6 protein-coding genes are annotated in these 15,982 nt (G+C 61.9%); 3 read left to right on the top strand and 3 right to left on the bottom strand.

From position 1 onward, the window contains the following. Positions 1 to 2: 2 nt before the first annotated feature. Both J2129_RS07590 and J2129_RS07585 read right to left on the bottom strand, forming a co-directional pair. Positions 3 to 1,514: a glutamate synthase-related protein gene (locus J2129_RS07590; RefSeq protein ID WP_209630290.1), complete on the bottom strand. Its 1,512-nt coding sequence runs from the start codon at positions 1,512 to 1,514 to the stop codon at positions 3 to 5. Further along, complete coding sequence (locus tag J2129_RS07585; protein ID WP_209630289.1) at positions 1,514 to 2,563, bottom strand: glutamine amidotransferase family protein; 1,050 nt, start codon at positions 2,561 to 2,563, stop codon at positions 1,514 to 1,516. The genes J2129_RS07590 and J2129_RS07585 overlap by 1 nt, the downstream gene beginning before the upstream one ends. A gap of 93 nt (positions 2,564 to 2,656) precedes the next feature. Here J2129_RS07585 and glnA point away from each other — a divergent pair, with 93 nt between their 5' ends. The 3 genes from glnA to J2129_RS07570 all read left to right on the top strand — a co-directional run bounded on the left by glnA (position 2,657) and on the right by J2129_RS07570 (position 14,010). Then, positions 2,657 to 3,985, top strand: coding sequence for a type I glutamate--ammonia ligase (glnA, locus tag J2129_RS07580; protein ID WP_209630288.1), 1,329 nt, complete (start codon positions 2,657 to 2,659; stop codon positions 3,983 to 3,985). A gap of 1,572 nt (positions 3,986 to 5,557) precedes the next feature. Then, positions 5,558 to 10,690 carry a PKD domain-containing protein gene (locus J2129_RS07575; protein WP_209630287.1) on the top strand — a complete coding sequence of 1,711 codons (5,133 nt, stop codon included), beginning with the start codon at positions 5,558 to 5,560 and terminating at the stop codon, positions 10,688 to 10,690. 17 nt (positions 10,691 to 10,707) lie between these two features. Next, on the top strand, positions 10,708 to 14,010 hold the full coding sequence (locus J2129_RS07570) for a lectin like domain-containing protein (protein ID WP_209630286.1): 3,303 nt from the start codon (positions 10,708 to 10,710) through the stop codon (positions 14,008 to 14,010). Between the two features lie 717 nt (positions 14,011 to 14,727). Here the strand turns inward: J2129_RS07570 and J2129_RS07565 are convergent. Next, positions 14,728 to 15,936 (bottom strand): glycosyltransferase, encoded by a 1,209-nt coding sequence (locus J2129_RS07565; RefSeq protein ID WP_209630285.1) that lies wholly within the window; start codon positions 15,934 to 15,936, stop codon positions 14,728 to 14,730. Between the last annotated feature and the right edge of the window lie 46 nt (positions 15,937 to 15,982).

Below are 15,982 nucleotides of genomic sequence, written 5' to 3'. Positions count from 1 at the left end.
CTTCACGCCCCCGCCTGCATGACGTCCAGCACTTCGAGCATCCCCTCGTCGAGCATATAGCCGCGCAACCGGTCGCGGTTGCCCCGCAGACTCTCGATCGCGTTGATCCCCGCGGCGCCCATCAGTTCTGAGACCTCCATGGTCCATGCCTCGATGAGGTTGGCGACATGCACCGCCTCCTTCTCAGGGTCGAGGCGGGCGACGAGGTCGGGGCGCTGGGTGGCGATCCCCCACGGGCAGAGCCCGCGGTAACAGTTGCCGCAGACCCGGCACCCCATCGCCACCAGGGCCGCGGTCCCGATATAGATCGCGTCGGCCCCCAGGGCGATCGCCTTGGTCACGTCGGCGGCGTTCCTGATCCCGCCGCTTGCGATGACCGAGATCTCGTTTCTCACCCCCTGGTCCCGGAGTTTGGCGTCCACCGCCGAGACCGCCGCCTCGATCGGGATGCCCACATGGTCGCGAAAGACCTTGGGCGCCGCTCCGGTCCCGCCGCGGAACCCGTCGACCACGACGGCGTCGGCGCCCGACCTCGCGATCCCGGCCGCGATCGCCGCGGCATTGTGGACCGCCGCGATCTTGACGAAGACCGGTTTTTTCCACTCGGTCGCCTCCTTGAGACTGCGCACCAGCTGCGCCAGGTCCTCGATGGAGTAGATGTCGTGGTGGGGCGCCGGACTGATCGCGTCGCTCCCGAGCGGGATCATCCTGGTGCACGAGACGTCGGCGCAGACCTTCTCGCCGGGAAGATGGCCGCCGATTCCCGGCTTGGCGCCCTGCCCGATCTTGATCTCGACCGCCGCCCCGCGTTCGAGGTAGTCGATCCCGACCCCGAACCTTCCTGAGGCCACCTGCACGATGAGACGGTCCTGGTACGGGTAGAGGTCGGGGTGCATCCCGCCCTCGCCGGTCCCCATGAAGGTCTCGGTCTTATGCACCGCCCTGGCCAGGGCGAGCTGGGCGTTGAGCGAGATCGCCCCATAACTCATGTGCCCGATCATGATCGGGGTCTCGAGCATGAGGTTGGGGGCGAGCTTCGTCTCCAGTTCGACGTCCCCTGCCTCGGTCCGCGAGAACTCCAGCTTCCTCGGCTTCTTGCCGAGATAGGTCCGCAACTCCATCGGCTCCCTGAGCGGGTCGATGGAGGGGTTGGTGACCTGGCAGGCGTCGAGGAGGAGACGGTCGAAGATCGAGGGGAGGGGCTGGGCATTGCCCATCCCGGCCAGGATGATCTTCCCGGTCCGCGCCTGGTTGAAGATCGCCTCACGCGCCTCGGCGGTCCAGACCGGGTGAGAACGGTAGTCCACCGGCCGCTCCTCCAGGCTGATCGCGTCGCGGGGGCACATGGCGATGCACCGGTGGCATGCCGTGCAGTTCCTGGAGACCGCGGTGATCTGGTCGCCTTCCCATCTGAATGTCCCATAGGAGCAGTTCTCGATGCACCGCCCACACTCCATGCACCGGTCGCGGTCGATGGTGACCTTATACTTCAAGGGGACACTCCCGAGGGCCATCAGCGCACCCTCCCGAGCACCGGTTCGCCGGCACGCGGCATCCAGACCCGGTCGAGGTCAGGGGCCATCCTCCTGATCGCCGCCTCTTCGCTGGAGATGTAGAGGCGGTCCCCCTCCTCGGCGGCGACGAGGGGCCTGAGTTTGATCCGGTCGGTGAACCCGACGATCCCGTCGCGGTTGGCGACCACGATCGCGAACGGCCCGTTCATCATCGCAGGGCCGTAGGTGAGGCGGAGGGCGCGGTAGAGGTGTTCTTCGCGCGGGGGCATCCGGTCGATCTCGTCCCAGAACGGAGGAGCAAGTGCATGGACTGTGAGGGTCTCGTCGAGGCCGTGGCGCCGCGCCAGCAGGTCGACGAGATAGGCCACCACCTCGGTGTCGGTGAACATCGTGCACGTGTAGCCGAAACTCTCGATGTACCGGCGGTTGGTGCCGTAACTGGTGATCTCGCCGTTGTGGACGACGCTCCAGTCCAGGAGGTTGAAGGGATGGGCCCCGCCCCACCAGCCGCGGGTGTTGGTCGGATAGCGGTTGTGGGCGAGCCAGATGTAGCCCGAGTAGTCCTGGATGCGGTAAAAGTCGGCGACCTCCTCGGGCCATCCCGCCGCCTTGAAGACCCCGATGTTCTTGCCTGACGAGTAGATGAGGGCGCCAGGGACCGTGGTGTTCACCTTCATCACCAGGTAGGTGACGATGTCTTCCTCTGGCGAGGGGGTGCCGGTCATCAGCGAGGGGTCGGGCCTGAAGAAGTAGCGCCATGGGGTGTGGACCTTCTTCAGGTGGGGTTGTTCGTAGGTCGGGATCTCTTCCTCGTGAACGATCTCCCCCCAGGTTTCGAGGAGGGCGTCCAGCGAGGACTTGGTCTCGATGATGTTGTCGAAGAAAACGTGGAGGGCGTAGCAGTCTGCATACTCCGGGTATGCGCCGTATACCGCGTACCCGGCGCCTTCCCCGCTGCCGCGTTCGTTCATCATTGCAAGAGCGTCTTTGATACGGGCGCCGTTCATCGCCGCCCCTGAGCGGTCGACGACGCTGATGATTCCACACATAGTCTGCTCCAACGCCACCCCGCGGGGTGGCGGTGCTCGCGACTCATAGCTCCAGTAGCCATATATATTATTGGGTGGAACCATGTTTCCATTATGCCATCCGACGAGGTTACGGCACTGCTGGAGAGGATCAAGGCAGACAACGTAAAATTTATCCGTCTGCAGTTTTCCGACCTCCAGGGACAACCGAAAAATGTGGCGATCCCCCCCATCCAGGCGGAGAAAGCCCTGACCGACGGCATCTCATTTGACGGTTCATCGATCGAGGGGTTTGCCAGGATCGAAGAGTCCGACATGGTGCTGAAGCCTGACATCTCGACCTACACCCTCCTCCCCTGGAGGACAGATGAGGGAGCGGTCGCCCGTTTCATCTGCGACGTCAAGTTCCCGGATGGGAGGGCGTTCGAGGGCGACCCCAGGCATATCCTCAAGAAGGTCGTGGCCGACGCCGCAAAAGACGGTTACGAATTCAACACCGGGCCTGAACTGGAGTTCTTCCTCTTCAAGATGATCGATGGGCGCCCGTCTCTTGAGTTCCAGGACCATGGCGGATATTTCGACCTCGCCCCCACCGACCTTGCCGAGAATGTGAGGCGGGCCATCGTCCTTGCCCTCACCGAGATGGGGTTTGTGGTCGAGGCCTCCCACCATGAGGTGGCCAAGAGCCAGCACGAGATCGACTTCAAGTACGGTCCTGCCCTCCAGATGGCCGACAATGTGGTCACCTTCAAGTTCGCCACCAAGACGATCGCCCTCATGAACAACCTCCATGCCACCTTCATGGCCAAACCGATCTACGGGATCAATGGGAGCGGGATGCACACCAACTGCTCGCTCTTCAAGGATGGGGAGAACGCCTTCTTTGACCCCGACGCACCCCTCCAGCTCTCTGAGACGGCGCTGCACTTCATCGGCGGGGTGCTGAAGCATATCAGGGGGATCACCAGGATTGCAAACCCGACCATCAACTCGTACAAGCGCCTGGTCCCTGGCTACGAGGCCCCGGTCTATATCTCGTGGAGCACTTCGAACAGGACGGCCCTCTGCCGGGTCCCCTCGCCACGCGGCAAGTCCACCAGGATGGAACTGCGCAGTCCTGACCCGACCTGCAATCCCTACCTCACCTTTGCGGTGATCCTGGCGGCGGGGATGGACGGGGTGCGCAACCGCATCGAGCCGCCGGCAAGTGCCGACCAGAACATCTTCGAGCTCTCGCCAGAGGAGCGGACGGCCGCGGGGATCGATGTCCTGCCCGACAACCCGATGGAAGCGAACCAGTATCTGCTGGAGGACGACCTTCTCTGCTCGGTCCTTGGGGATCACGTCGTCGAGAACCTCACCAAACTCACCGAGATGGAGTGGGACAGTTACCGTTCGATGGTCCATCCCTGGGAAGTGGAGCACTACTTCTACCAGCACTGAGCGCGAGGATCTTTTCTCTTTTTTTGCCCAGATCTACTGCATGGCCCCTCTCGCGTGAGGGGCGGGATCTTTTTCCTCGCGATCGGGCATCTGGAGGGTCTGGTTTCATCGCCGCCCCCCGAACCTCCTGCCGATGAAGATTGACGGAGGATTGCAACCTCTCTTCATGGTCTCTCGCTGCCTTCCCGTTCCAATCGCCATCCCGGGGGTCTGGGGGCGGAGCCCCCGGTGCGAGCGTAGGGGAAGGGTACGGATGTAGGTCTGCGCAACAAAGAGGCGACGACCTCTCAACCATCATCCATCGCCATCTTCTCTGAGAGGGAGGCCGGAGATTTTGGGATGACCTCTATGATAGGGCGGTGGATCAGATCGACGTGCCCCCCCCAGACTCCCCGCGTCAAGATAGGACAAGGTAGCGCAACTCCCTCTTCATGTCCATCGGTCATACCCTTCCAGGCACGATCTTCATCTCCTGGGTCGGGGGCGACGCCCCTGGTGTGAAGTCTGGGGAAGGTGGGCGAGTCGCGCTCGCACCACAGATAAGTGGAGTTTTCTCGGGATTGAATGGTGGGATTTTGGCTCTGTAGAATCGGGCATGACCCTCTGGCTCATGCATATGGGATGAAAATTTTTCGTCACCTGCTCTCTCTCTTTTTAAGAGAGGAGAATCGGGGTGGGATCGTATTCCATCGCCGCCCCCACCACTCTTCGGTCCGTGGGGGGTCCGGGGAGCGGCACGCCCCCCCGGTGCGAGATGGCGGTGAAGATTCGACGATGGGGGGCGGCACATCGGATCGACGTGCCTTCCCGCACCGCCATGCCGGGCGCCGCGCCCCCGGAACCCCCAGGATGGCGATAGAGGTGGGAAGGCAGAACGCCGATCATGCTGAAGACGACTCTGTAATCTGCATATCATCTTCAACGAGATATGGCTGGTTCAAATTCTCATGCAAACCTGGAAAGATAATCGTCAGGATCATTTTCATGGTAAACCCTCTTGATAGTTCTCTTCGATGGGGGGCTCGCCGCCTCCCGCACCCCCCGCGCCACGATAGGTCGTGGACGGCAATCCCCTCTTTATGGTCATTTTTTGTGCCTTCCTGACCTCATCGTGGTCCTGGAGGTCCGAGGGAGCCGCGCCCCCGGTGTGATTGTGTGGGAAGGCGATTGAGTCACCCTTGCACCGAGAAGAAGTGAGGGGTTCTACAAAGCCGAAATCTTTGATCTTCCTATCAATCGAGTACTGCGCCCCTCTCACCGGTGGCTCTTCCCTCCGTCTCCGTCATGGCGGTAGATAGTTGGGCCGCCGGGAGATGGACCTGGCATTTCCCCCTTCTCTTCGGCTGACCTCGACCTTTTATGCCATGATTCTTCCCTGGATGGCCGTGGTCTGGTGGTTGAATCTCATCGATTTTTGGGCCATGTAGACGGAGTTAAGTGAACCCGGTTAAATCCCCATCTATTATTCAAATCACTATTATAGATTTTTTCGTCACTTGGGGCGGTTTAGAAGCTTATTTCACTATATACTGAGGTACCTCATGTAATCAAATTCATCAAACAGGTTAAACCATGTACCGAAGTCAACAAGACACATATACTCACGCGGCCGCCATGGCCGTGGCCATCCTCCTCCTCTTCTGTGTGATGGTCATGCCCGCGGCTGCAGAGGACACGGGCCTCGGGGCGGCGGTCGACGCCCCTGACCTTGTATGGACGACCGGCAACAATGTCGATTGGACGGTCGATACCGAACACGCCGTGAAAGGCGGAAGTTCTGCCCGGAGTGGTGAACTTTCTGGGTTCATTGGAGACTCTGAGATCAAGACCACTATTACTGGTCCTGGCACTCTTTCCTTCTCCTGGGATGCTTCTTGCTCAGATAGCAGTTCGCTGAGCTTTGCCCTTGATGGGGCAGATCTGAAGACGATTGCCGGGACAGAGAACTCCTGGAAAGAGGAGTCGGTTTTTGTTCCAGAAGGCGAGCACGAGCTCAAGTGGCACTTCCATAAAATGGGTTCAGCAGGCGAGAACTGCGGCTGGCTCGACGCCGTCTCCTTCACACCCGGAGAAGCGCCTGAAAAACCTCCCCTTGGTGACGCCCTCGACGCTCCTGAACTTACCTGGACCACCGGCGGCGACGCAAACTGGAGCGTGGATATTCAGGACGGAGTGACCGACGGGAACAGTGCCAGGAGTGGTGCACTCTCCAGTTCCAAGTCCACCTGGATCGAGACCAGCGTCACCGGGCCTGGCACCCTCTCCTTCGACTGGAAGGCGAACATCCAGAACATCTTCTCTTCACAGGGCAGCCTGGAGTTCTCCATCGACGGTGCCACTTCTTCTGACGAGGACTACAAGATCATCAAGGCGACCAGCGACTGGGCCCATGAGTCTTTCGACCTCGGTGAGGGCGAGCACACCCTGCGGTGGACCTACTCGGCCAAGATGAGCGACAAACCCGAGAATGGCGGATGGCTCGACAACGTCACCTTCGCCTCCACACAACCGCCAGAGCCCCCAGAGCCCACCCTGGGCGAGGCCCTCGACGCCGCTGAACTCGAATGGACCACCGGCGGCGACGACAATTGGGTCGTCGAGGTAGGAAACGGCGTCGGTGGCAGCTGCGCCAGGAGCGGCGAGGCCCTCTACGGCTCTGACGGCTCCTGGATCGAGACCACGGTCACCGGCCCTGGCACCCTGAACTTTGCCTGGAATGTCTCGTCATACTACGACGAGAGCGACGACCTCAACGACCCCTACTCTTCTGACCTCCTCAGGTTCACCATCGACGGCGAGACTCAGAAGAACATCGCCGGCGAGGACTACACCTGGACGAGTGAGTCCTTTGCGATCGGCGAGGGCGAACACGCCCTGCGGTGGACCTACCTCGACATGAGCGGTGATTGTGCCGGCGAAGACTGCGGATGGCTCGACCATGTCGTCTTCACCCCGGAGACCGTGTCCGCGCCCACCAGCCTCAAAGAGGCCCTCGACGCTCCGAACCTTGAGTGGGCCTCCGCCGGTGCATCTGAGTGGACCATCGACACCGAGAACGGCGTGAAAGGCGGCGGGTGCGCACGGAGCGGTCCGCTTGAATACCGTTGCCAGGAATCAGATCTCCTCACCAGCGTCACCGGTCCGGGCACCATCACCTTCTGGTGGAATGTCTCCTCCAACACTGAGGAATACTATTATTTCGCAATTGATGAAGACAAGAATGTCATTTCCAGCATCAACGGCACAGACCACGCCTGGGAGGAGTGTACCGCTGAGATCGCCCCTGGCACGCACACCTTCAAGTGGTGTTACTTCCGGTTCACTGATGAGCCTGAGGGCGAAGACTGCGGCTGGCTCGACAACGTCTCCTACACTCAGCATATCGCCACTGCCTTCACCGCCAACACCACCGGCGGCGAAGCCCCGCTCAGCGTGCAGTTCACCGACCAGAGCACCGGGGCGATCACCGCCTGGCACTGGGACTTCGGCGACGGCACGACCTCTGATGAGAAAAATCCAGTTCACACCTTTGCGCCTGGTACCTACGACGTCTCCCTGACCGTCACCAGAGACGGCGTGGAGGAGACCGAGACAAAGACCGATTACATCCATTCGGTCGGCGAGGTCACCCTTCCAGAGGCCCTCGACGCCCCTGACCTTGCGTGGACCACCGGCGGCAATGCCACCTGGTCGGTCGTGAAGGGCCCCGAGTATGTCGGTGCCTGCGCCGGCAAGAGTGCCGGTGCGCTGGAATATGGTGAGAACTCCTGGGTCAGGACCAGCGTCGACGGTCCCTGTATCCTTTCCTTTGACTGGAAGGTGAACCCGGGCAGGGTCTCCGGGATGCCGATGGGCAAGATGGAGTTCGTGGTCGACGACGCCGACCAGTACGACGACCTCTATGAGAAGATCCAGCACGACAGGGATTGGCGCCATGAGACCTACCACATCGGCCACGGCACCCACGCCCTCACCTGGGCCTACTCCACGTTCATGACCGAGTCCGAGGAGAACGGCGGGTGGCTCGACAATGTCACCTACACCTACGGCGGCGGCGACCCGGTCGCGGACTTCGTCACCAATGTGACCGAGTACCGCGGCATGGCGCCCCTGGCCGTGCAGTTTGCCGACAACTCCACTGGATACCCAATAAAATGGGAGTGGGACTTTGGCGACGGTTCGGCGCCGAGTGCGGCCGAGCGGCCGGTCCATGTCTATGAGAATACCGGCGAGTATCAGGTCAGTCTGACGGTCACCAACATCGCTGGCAGAGATGCCGACGGGAATGACGTCTTTGGCACCGACACCGTGACAAAGACGGTGAAGGTCGTCGAGCCCATCTCGCTCGGCGAGGCCGTCGAGGCCCCTGGCCTTACCTGGACGACCGGCGGCGACGCCGACTGGTTCACCGACCTCTACTGCGCCCTGACAGGCGGGAGTTCCGTGAGGAGCGGCGTCATCTCTTCAGAAGACAACGCCACCTGGATCGAGGCCACGGTCAAAGGTCCTGGCGTGCTCACCTTCAACTGGAACATCAATGCCACGGCCTTTATCTACAGCGGACTCCTGAATTTCTCGGCCGACGGGACCGATGTGTCTCATATCAAGGGGACCCAGGAGGGCAAGTACTGGCCTGGCGTCTACTACGAGGTTCCGCCCGGCGAACACGCCCTCAGGTGGACCTACACCAACGAACACCGGTATGGAGAGGGCGACTGCGGTCACCTCGACAATGTCACCTACACCGAAGGCGCCATCAAGCCGACGGCCGCCTTCGAGGTCAATGTGACGCGGGCGATGGCCCCGGCGACGGTGCAGTTCAACGACACCTCTGCAGGGTGCCCGACCGCATGGTCCTGGGACTTCGGCGACGGTGCGACCTCTGACGAGCGGCACCCGACCCACACCTACGAGGAGGTCGGGGAGTATCCGGTCAGCCTGACGGTCACCAACGACGCCGGCACCAGCAGCACGACGCAGACTATTGCGGTTGTCCCCTTCGCCACCCTCCCAGAGGCCGTCGAGGCCCCTGACCTCGAGTGGACCACCGGCGGCAACGCCCCATGGTTCGTCGACGTCGACTGCGTCCACACCGGCACCACCTCGGCACGGAGCGGTGTCATCGGCAGCAACCAGGAGTCCTGGCTCCAGGCGAACATCACCGGGCCCGGCTACCTCACCTTTGCCTGGAATGTCTCCTCTGAACCCAGTTACGACTACCTGAGGTTCCTCATTGACGGTGAAGAGGAGAAGAAAATCTGCAGTTTCCCCAAGAACTGGTCCGAGGAAGAGTACAGGCTGGGGTTCGGCACGCACGCCGTCAGGTGGGTGTATGAGAAGGGTTCTGGTGAGGGTATGATGGAGGACTGCGGCTGGGTCGACAATGTCACCTTCACCAGGATCGACGACACCGACTTCGTCGGCAACGTCACCTGGGGCGAGGTCCCGCTCACCGTGGACTTCACCGGATATTCGACCGGGAACCCGACCCACTGGGCCTGGGACTTCGGCGACAAGGAGTCGGCGGTCGGCAGGAACCAGACGCACACCTACACCACGCCAGGCGTCTACAATGTCACCCTCATCGTGCAGAAGGACACCGCCCCTGAAGGCCAGATCGAGGTCAAGAACGGCTACATCACCGTCACCCCGATCTTCGAAGAGGCCCTCGACGCCGAAGACCTCGTCTGGACGACCGGCGGCGACGCCCCATGGTTTGTCCAGCTGAACAAATCCTTCACCGGCGGGAGCGGTGGACAGAGCGGCGCGATCGACCGCAACCAGCAGACCTGGATCGAGACCACGGTCACCGGTCCCAAGAACCTCACCTTCGACTGGGGGATCTCTTCCTATGAGGGCTTCTCGATGAAGTTTTCAGACACCCTTTCCTTCTCCATCGATGGCGAAGTGCAGGACGAGATCGCCGGCACCGGCGAGGGTCTGCAGCCCGCGAAGTACACCCTGGCGAAGGGCGAGCACACCCTGCGGTGGATGTACGAGAAGCGTTCATACGACGATGCCGCGGGCGAGGACTGCGGATGGCTCGACAATGTCACCCTCACCAACATCGCCCCGGTGATCTCGTTTGCGCCGGCCACGGCGACGGTCGCCGCCGGCACCGAGCGTGAGGTCGCCATCGTCGCCGACCATCTCCCTGACGGCCTGAAGAATGTCAGCCTCACGGTCAGCCTTGAGGGCACGAACGCCCTGATCACCGGCGTTGACTTTGCCTTCCTGGCGGGCGCATCCGGGTGGTCAGGCGTGCCCGGCACCACCATCACCTTCGACGCGACCGACGACGGCAACACCGTCGAGGCGGGCGCGGAGAACGTCGTCCTCGCCACCCTGAAGGTCAAGGGCCTCACCGACGGTATGAGCGGGATAGAGGCCAGCGAGGTCGTCATCTATACCGACGCCGGTGAAGAGACCGCCGTGGTCTGTAAGCCGGGCGCCATCGACGTCGTCGGACTTTCGCCCTTCCCTGGGTGCACCTACAACCCTGGCGACCGTGACGGCGACGGCCTCTTCGAGGACGTGAACGGCGACGGTACCCTGGACACCGACGATGTCAGGGTCTACTTCGAACACTTCGAGAGCATCTTCTCGCAGAAGAACCCGCGGGTCTTTGACTACAATGGCAACGGCCGGACCGACTTCGACGACGTCGTGACGGTCTACCGCGCCATGGAGACCGACACCATATGAGACAGGTGGCTGGAGACATGAATTTCAACATACTGAAAGGTCTGGCAGGCGCATTCCTCTGCGCCTGTCTCCTTCTCTGGGTCGCGGCCCCGGCGGCCTCCGCACTGGAGGTGACCGAGGCACCGCTCAACCCTGAGTTTGTACAATATCTTGAGGAGAAAGAGGCCCCGACCGAACGCATGATGATGTCGGCCGCCGCCCCGATCGAAGAAGGCGACCCCACCGACGCACTCTGCGGCGAGATCCCCTCGCCGGTGACCGTTGCCTGGCCTGAAGAGAGCGAGGTGCAGACCACCTCGGCCTTCAATCCCGCCCCCTCGGAGAGCCGTTACGACCTCCGCGACGAAGGCCGCGTCGGTTCGGTGAAGGACCAGGGCCACTGCGGGAGTTGCTGGTCGTTTGCGGCCATGGGCTCCCTTGAGTCCACCCTCCTCCCAGGCGAGGTCTGGGACTTCTCTGAGAACAACCTGAAAAACACCCATGGTCTGGACTATACCTACAAAGAGGGTGGGAACGCCTACATGGCCACCGCCTACTTCTCCCGCTGGTCTGGCCCGGTGAACGAGTCCGACGATCCCTACCGCGAGGCCTCGGGCGTCTCCCCCACCGGCCTCACTGTCCAGAAGCATGTCCAGGACGTGGACTTCCTCCCCAAGCGGACCGAGCGTGCCAATGTCACCCTGATCAAGCAGGCGGTCAAGGAGCACGGCGGGGTCTACTCCTCGATGTACTGGTCGAACGGGTTCTACGACGAAGAGCATGCAAGTTACTATGACCCCTGGCTCGTCGGCGGCGGCCACGCCGTCCTGATCGTGGGCTGGGACGATACCTACAGCAAGGACAACTTCACCTTCACCCCACCGGGTGACGGTGCGTTCATCGTGAGGAACTCATGGAACGCTGACTGGGGCGACGACGGCTACTTCTACCAGTCGTACTATGACGCCGACCGCGGCTGCAAGGCGGTCTTCACGGCAGAAGATACCGACAACTACCGCGACGTCTACTACCACGACCCGCTGGGATGGACTTCGGCACTCGGGCTTGGGAGCGAGACGGCGTACGCCGCCAACGTCTTCACCGCCACCTCGGGCAACAGCCTTGGGGCGGTCGGGTTCTTCACCCCGGCGCCGAACGCCGCCTACGAGGTCTCGGTCTATGTCGACCCGACCGACGGCCCCATCTCGGCAGACGGTCCGGTGACGACCATCTCAGGCACCCAGGTCCTGCCTGGCTACCACACCCACCCGCTCACGACGCCGGTGCCCCTGGTGCCTGGCCAGACATTCTCGGTGGTCATGAAACTCACGACGCCGAACTACTACCAGCCCCTGGCGGTCGAGCGACCGATCGCAGGGTTCTCGACCGGCGCAGAGGCGTCGGCAGGCGAGAGTTATATCAGCGCTGACGGGGTTGAGTGGGAAGACCTCACTGTCAACGCTCCCAACACCAATGTCTGCCTGAAGGCCTACACGGTCTACGAGGAGCCGAAGCTCTCGTTCAGCACCGACCAGGCCTCCCTGAATTCGGGCGACGAGACCGAGGTTGCCATCACGATGAGCCGCGCCCCATGGGGGCTTGCCGGCTATGAGATGGACGTCTCGGTCGCCGACCCTGAGATCGCCACCGTCACCGGCGCTTCCTTCCCGGCCTGGGCGACGCTCAACCTCTCGCGCGAGACCGACGGCGGTCTTATGATGCGGGCGGTCGACCTGGAGGACGCTGTCCGTGCAGGCGACGAGGACGTCGTGCTCGGCACGGTGAGGGTGAAAGCCCTCATCGGTGGGTCTTCAGATCTCCAGATCGCCGTGCGGCAGATCGATGCCGACGGCGGCGACCTGGTCACCACCAGGGCGAACACGAGCAGTGTCAAGGTCACTCCGGCCGGCGAGACCGAGCAGGTCGAGAAGGTGAACCTTGACGTGCCGGGATGCACCTTCGATGGTGAGAATGTCTCGGTCGAGGCCTCTGGAGATGTCCAGATTTCTGAGGACAGGAAGGGTATCACGCTTCACCAGGGATCCTTTGACCTGATCATCGGGACCGCAGGAGAGGTGACCGAGGAAGACGGCGTCATCAACGCTACTGTTGAGAGCATCCTCCTCCAGACCAGGTCGCTTGCGGTCAGGTCAGACGAGACCGGCGAGGTCCATGGCTCGGTCATGGCAGACCTCGACAGTATGCCAGAAGGCGCGGCGGTCACCACGGCCCTGAGGATCAGGGCCAGCGGCGACGCGATGAAGGGCTTCGAGGATGCGGCTGCAGAGAATGGGTTGACGATCGATGCCCTTGCCGCCGCCCTCCAGGTCCAGACCACTGGACTCACCGACGGGGAGGAGATCACCAGCGCCACGGTGCTGATACGCGCCCCGACCGCATGGGTGGAGGCGCACGGCGGTGCGGAGAATGTCACGATCGTACGCTATGGGGACGATGGGACTACGGCCTTCCTCCAGACGCATGTCCAGGGGACCGAAGGCGGCATGACCACCTTTGCCGCCGTCTCGCCTGAGGGTTTCTGCGAGTTCGGGCTTGTGGCGGTCTCTGCGATACCGGTCACGCCGACTCCTGAGCCTACGACTCCTGAACCGACTCCCGAGCCCACGACTCCTGAACCGACTCCCGAGCCCACGACTCCTGAACCGACTCCCGAGCCCACGACTCCTGAACCGACCTCAGCCCCTGTCTCCTCCTCGAATGGAGGCGGCGGCCGGTCCAGCACCTCAGTGGGTACCGCAGGCACCCTCGAAGCAGGGGAGAATGTCACCCTCACGATGAACGGCAATATGCCGGTCACCGAGGTGGCGCTGACCGCCGACGAGGCGGTCGGCGACCTGATGGTCATCATCGAGAGGGCTTCGATGCCGGCGGAGTATGAAGGCGAGGTCTATGCCTGTATGGAGGCCTCGCTCCGTCACGTGCCTGCAGAGCGTGTGAAGGACGTCACCATGCACTTCGGTGTCCCGACCTCATGGCTCAAGGAGCATGAGTGCACGGCAGAGGACGTTGTCATGCTGAGGTATGACGGCACCGCCTGGGAGACGCTCAAGACGACCGTACTTGGCGAGGAATACGGGCAGGCCCTCTTCTCCGCCGAGACCGACGGCTTCTCGACCTTCGCCATCGCGGTCGGCACGACCGCGTCGGCCGCCCATGGGGCAGAGGAGAACGTCACCCCGACGGTCACCCAGACCGTCACCGTGACCGAACCAGAAGAGACGGCCACGCCGGCGCAGACGCCGACCCAGAAGGCCCCGTTGCCGCTCTGGCCGGCCCTTGTCGCGGCCGGTGCCGCCGCCCTCCTGGCAAGGAAACACTAATTTTCTTTTTTTTCTTTTTTTGGATCTGTAAAATCGAGCATGAACCCTGGGTTCACGCATACGGGATGGGAAATGATCCGGACGTTCAATTCTGGAGGTATGGATGAGAACTTGAACAGACAGATTTCTCTCATACCTGACATGCGGAGAACAAAACCGCCTTCTGAACAATCAGACTCTCTGCCTTCCCTGCCCTATCTTCATTCCGGGGATCCGGGGGATGCGACTGGAAGGAGCTTGAGAACAGAGAGAATCGAAGATTCCTGATGATAGGAAGATCTTCGATCTTCTGTGGATCTTTGATCTTTGGGCTCTGTAGAAACCCTCACCTCTTGTGTGGGGGAGACGTGTGCCACCCACCTTCCTACCCCTTTGGCCGGGGGCTCTGCCCCCGGACCCCTGGGACCACGATAGGGTCGGGAAGGCAGAATAGATGACCATAAAGAGGGTGCTGCCGTCCTCGACCTGTCGTGGCGCGGGGGGTTCGGGGGGCGGCCAAGCCCCCCGCCAGAGAGATTCATCAAGAGGATTTCTACAGAGCCGATCTTCGAGAACACCCCCGGACCCCCCACGATGAGGATAGGCGGGGACGGCGATGGAACAAGGCCTTCATCGACTCTTCAGTCTTGAAAAGAGAGAGCGCAAGCGACGAGAAATTTTCATCCCATATGCTTGAGGTGTGCTTCCGCTTCATGAGCAGTTCTACAGAGCCCCTCTTCACAAGATCACATCATTCAGCACATCAAGCCAGTCGCCGAGCAGCCGCGTGATCAGGAACTTCTCCTTCACCGTCCTCCTCGCGTTCTTCCCCAGACGCTTGGCCAGACCCTCGTCCTGCAGCACCTGGACCACGCGGTCGGCGCACCCCGAGATATCCTCAGGGTCGACCAGGAACCCGTTCTCGCCGTCGGTGATCTGGAGACCGATGCCTCCTACCGCCGAGGCGACGACCGGGCGCCCCTTCCAGAGCGCCTCGGTGACCGTGAGCCCGAACCCCTCGCGCAGCGACTTCTGCACCACCACGTCCGAGGCCCGCTGGAGGGCGTTGACCAGGATGTTGTTCTCGCTGTTGATGACGATGACGTCGCCGTTGGTGCTGAGCTCCGTCGCCTTGCGCTCCACCCGCTCGAAGATCTCCTGCCCCTCCGGGTCGTCGGCCGCCATGCTCCCACAGAGGACAAGCCGGCAGTCCACCTCCTTCTCGACCTCCTGATAGACCTCCAGGACGCCCTCGGGGTCTTTCCAGGTATCGAACCGCGAGATCTGGGTGATGAGAGGTTTGTCGGTCGGGATGCCGAATTTTTCGAGGTAGCGCTCGGCCAGGTCCTGGGGGATCTCGATGTTCTTTGGGGAAAGCGGGTCGAGGGCCGGGTGGATCACCTGCTGCTCCACAGGAAGGTCCTCTCTGAGATACCGCGTGTTGGAGACGAGCATCAGGTCATATCTCAGCAGGTACTGCTTGAGATAGTCCCAGAGTTCTTTGTTCGGGTTGGTGAGGTCGAGGTGGCAGCGCCAGATCCAGGGCTGCAATTTCCGGCAGCACCTGACAAGAGGGAGAGGCTGGGGGTCGTGGATGATGACGCAGTCGTGGTCGATATGGGTATAGACCTTGAAGTCCTCGCTTGCCCTGACGTACAGGCTCTTCTTCATCTCGGTGAGGTTCACCTCGGCACCCTGCAGGGCATTGTGGAACTTCTTGGTGATGGTGAAGAAGTCGGGGTTGCCATGCAGGATCCGCCACCCCATATCGACGCCGAGGTCGTTCATGAGCGGGACCATCGAGGAGAGGAGTTCGGCCACCCCTCCCCCCTGGTAGGTCGAGTTGATGCAGAGGACATGTTTGCCGGTCAGGCCTCTGGCCTTCTGGTAGATCTCGTAGATCTGCCGGTCGCTCACGATCCCATGATAGTCGTCCAGGCTTCGCATACCGTCTCCCCCAGGGCGCTCGCGCCTATATCCCCAGGGACACCCG

The sequence above is a fragment of the Methanofollis sp. W23 genome, from assembly GCF_017875325.1.
In the GTDB taxonomy this organism is placed as follows: domain Archaea; phylum Halobacteriota; class Methanomicrobia; order Methanomicrobiales; family Methanofollaceae; genus Methanofollis.
Note: the sequence above shows the minus strand (reverse complement) of the source record. Positions and strands in the feature narration are given on the sequence as shown.

Excerpts from the sequence above, each read along its gene's own strand:
- J2129_RS07590 (WP_209630290.1), bottom strand. The coding sequence starts at position 1,514 with ATGGCCCTCGGGAGTGTCCCCTTGAAGTATAAGGTCACCATCGACCGC.
- glnA (WP_209630288.1), top strand. The coding sequence starts at position 2,657 with ATGCCATCCGACGAGGTTACGGCACTGCTGGAGAGGATCAAGGCAGAC.
- J2129_RS07575 (WP_209630287.1), top strand. The coding sequence starts at position 5,558 with ATGTACCGAAGTCAACAAGACACATATACTCACGCGGCCGCCATGGCC.
- J2129_RS07565 (WP_209630285.1), bottom strand. The coding sequence starts at position 15,936 with ATGCGAAGCCTGGACGACTATCATGGGATCGTGAGCGACCGGCAGATC.
- J2129_RS07570 (WP_209630286.1), top strand. The coding sequence starts at position 10,708 with ATGAATTTCAACATACTGAAAGGTCTGGCAGGCGCATTCCTCTGCGCC.
- J2129_RS07585 (WP_209630289.1), bottom strand. The coding sequence starts at position 2,563 with ATGTGTGGAATCATCAGCGTCGTCGACCGCTCAGGGGCGGCGATGAAC.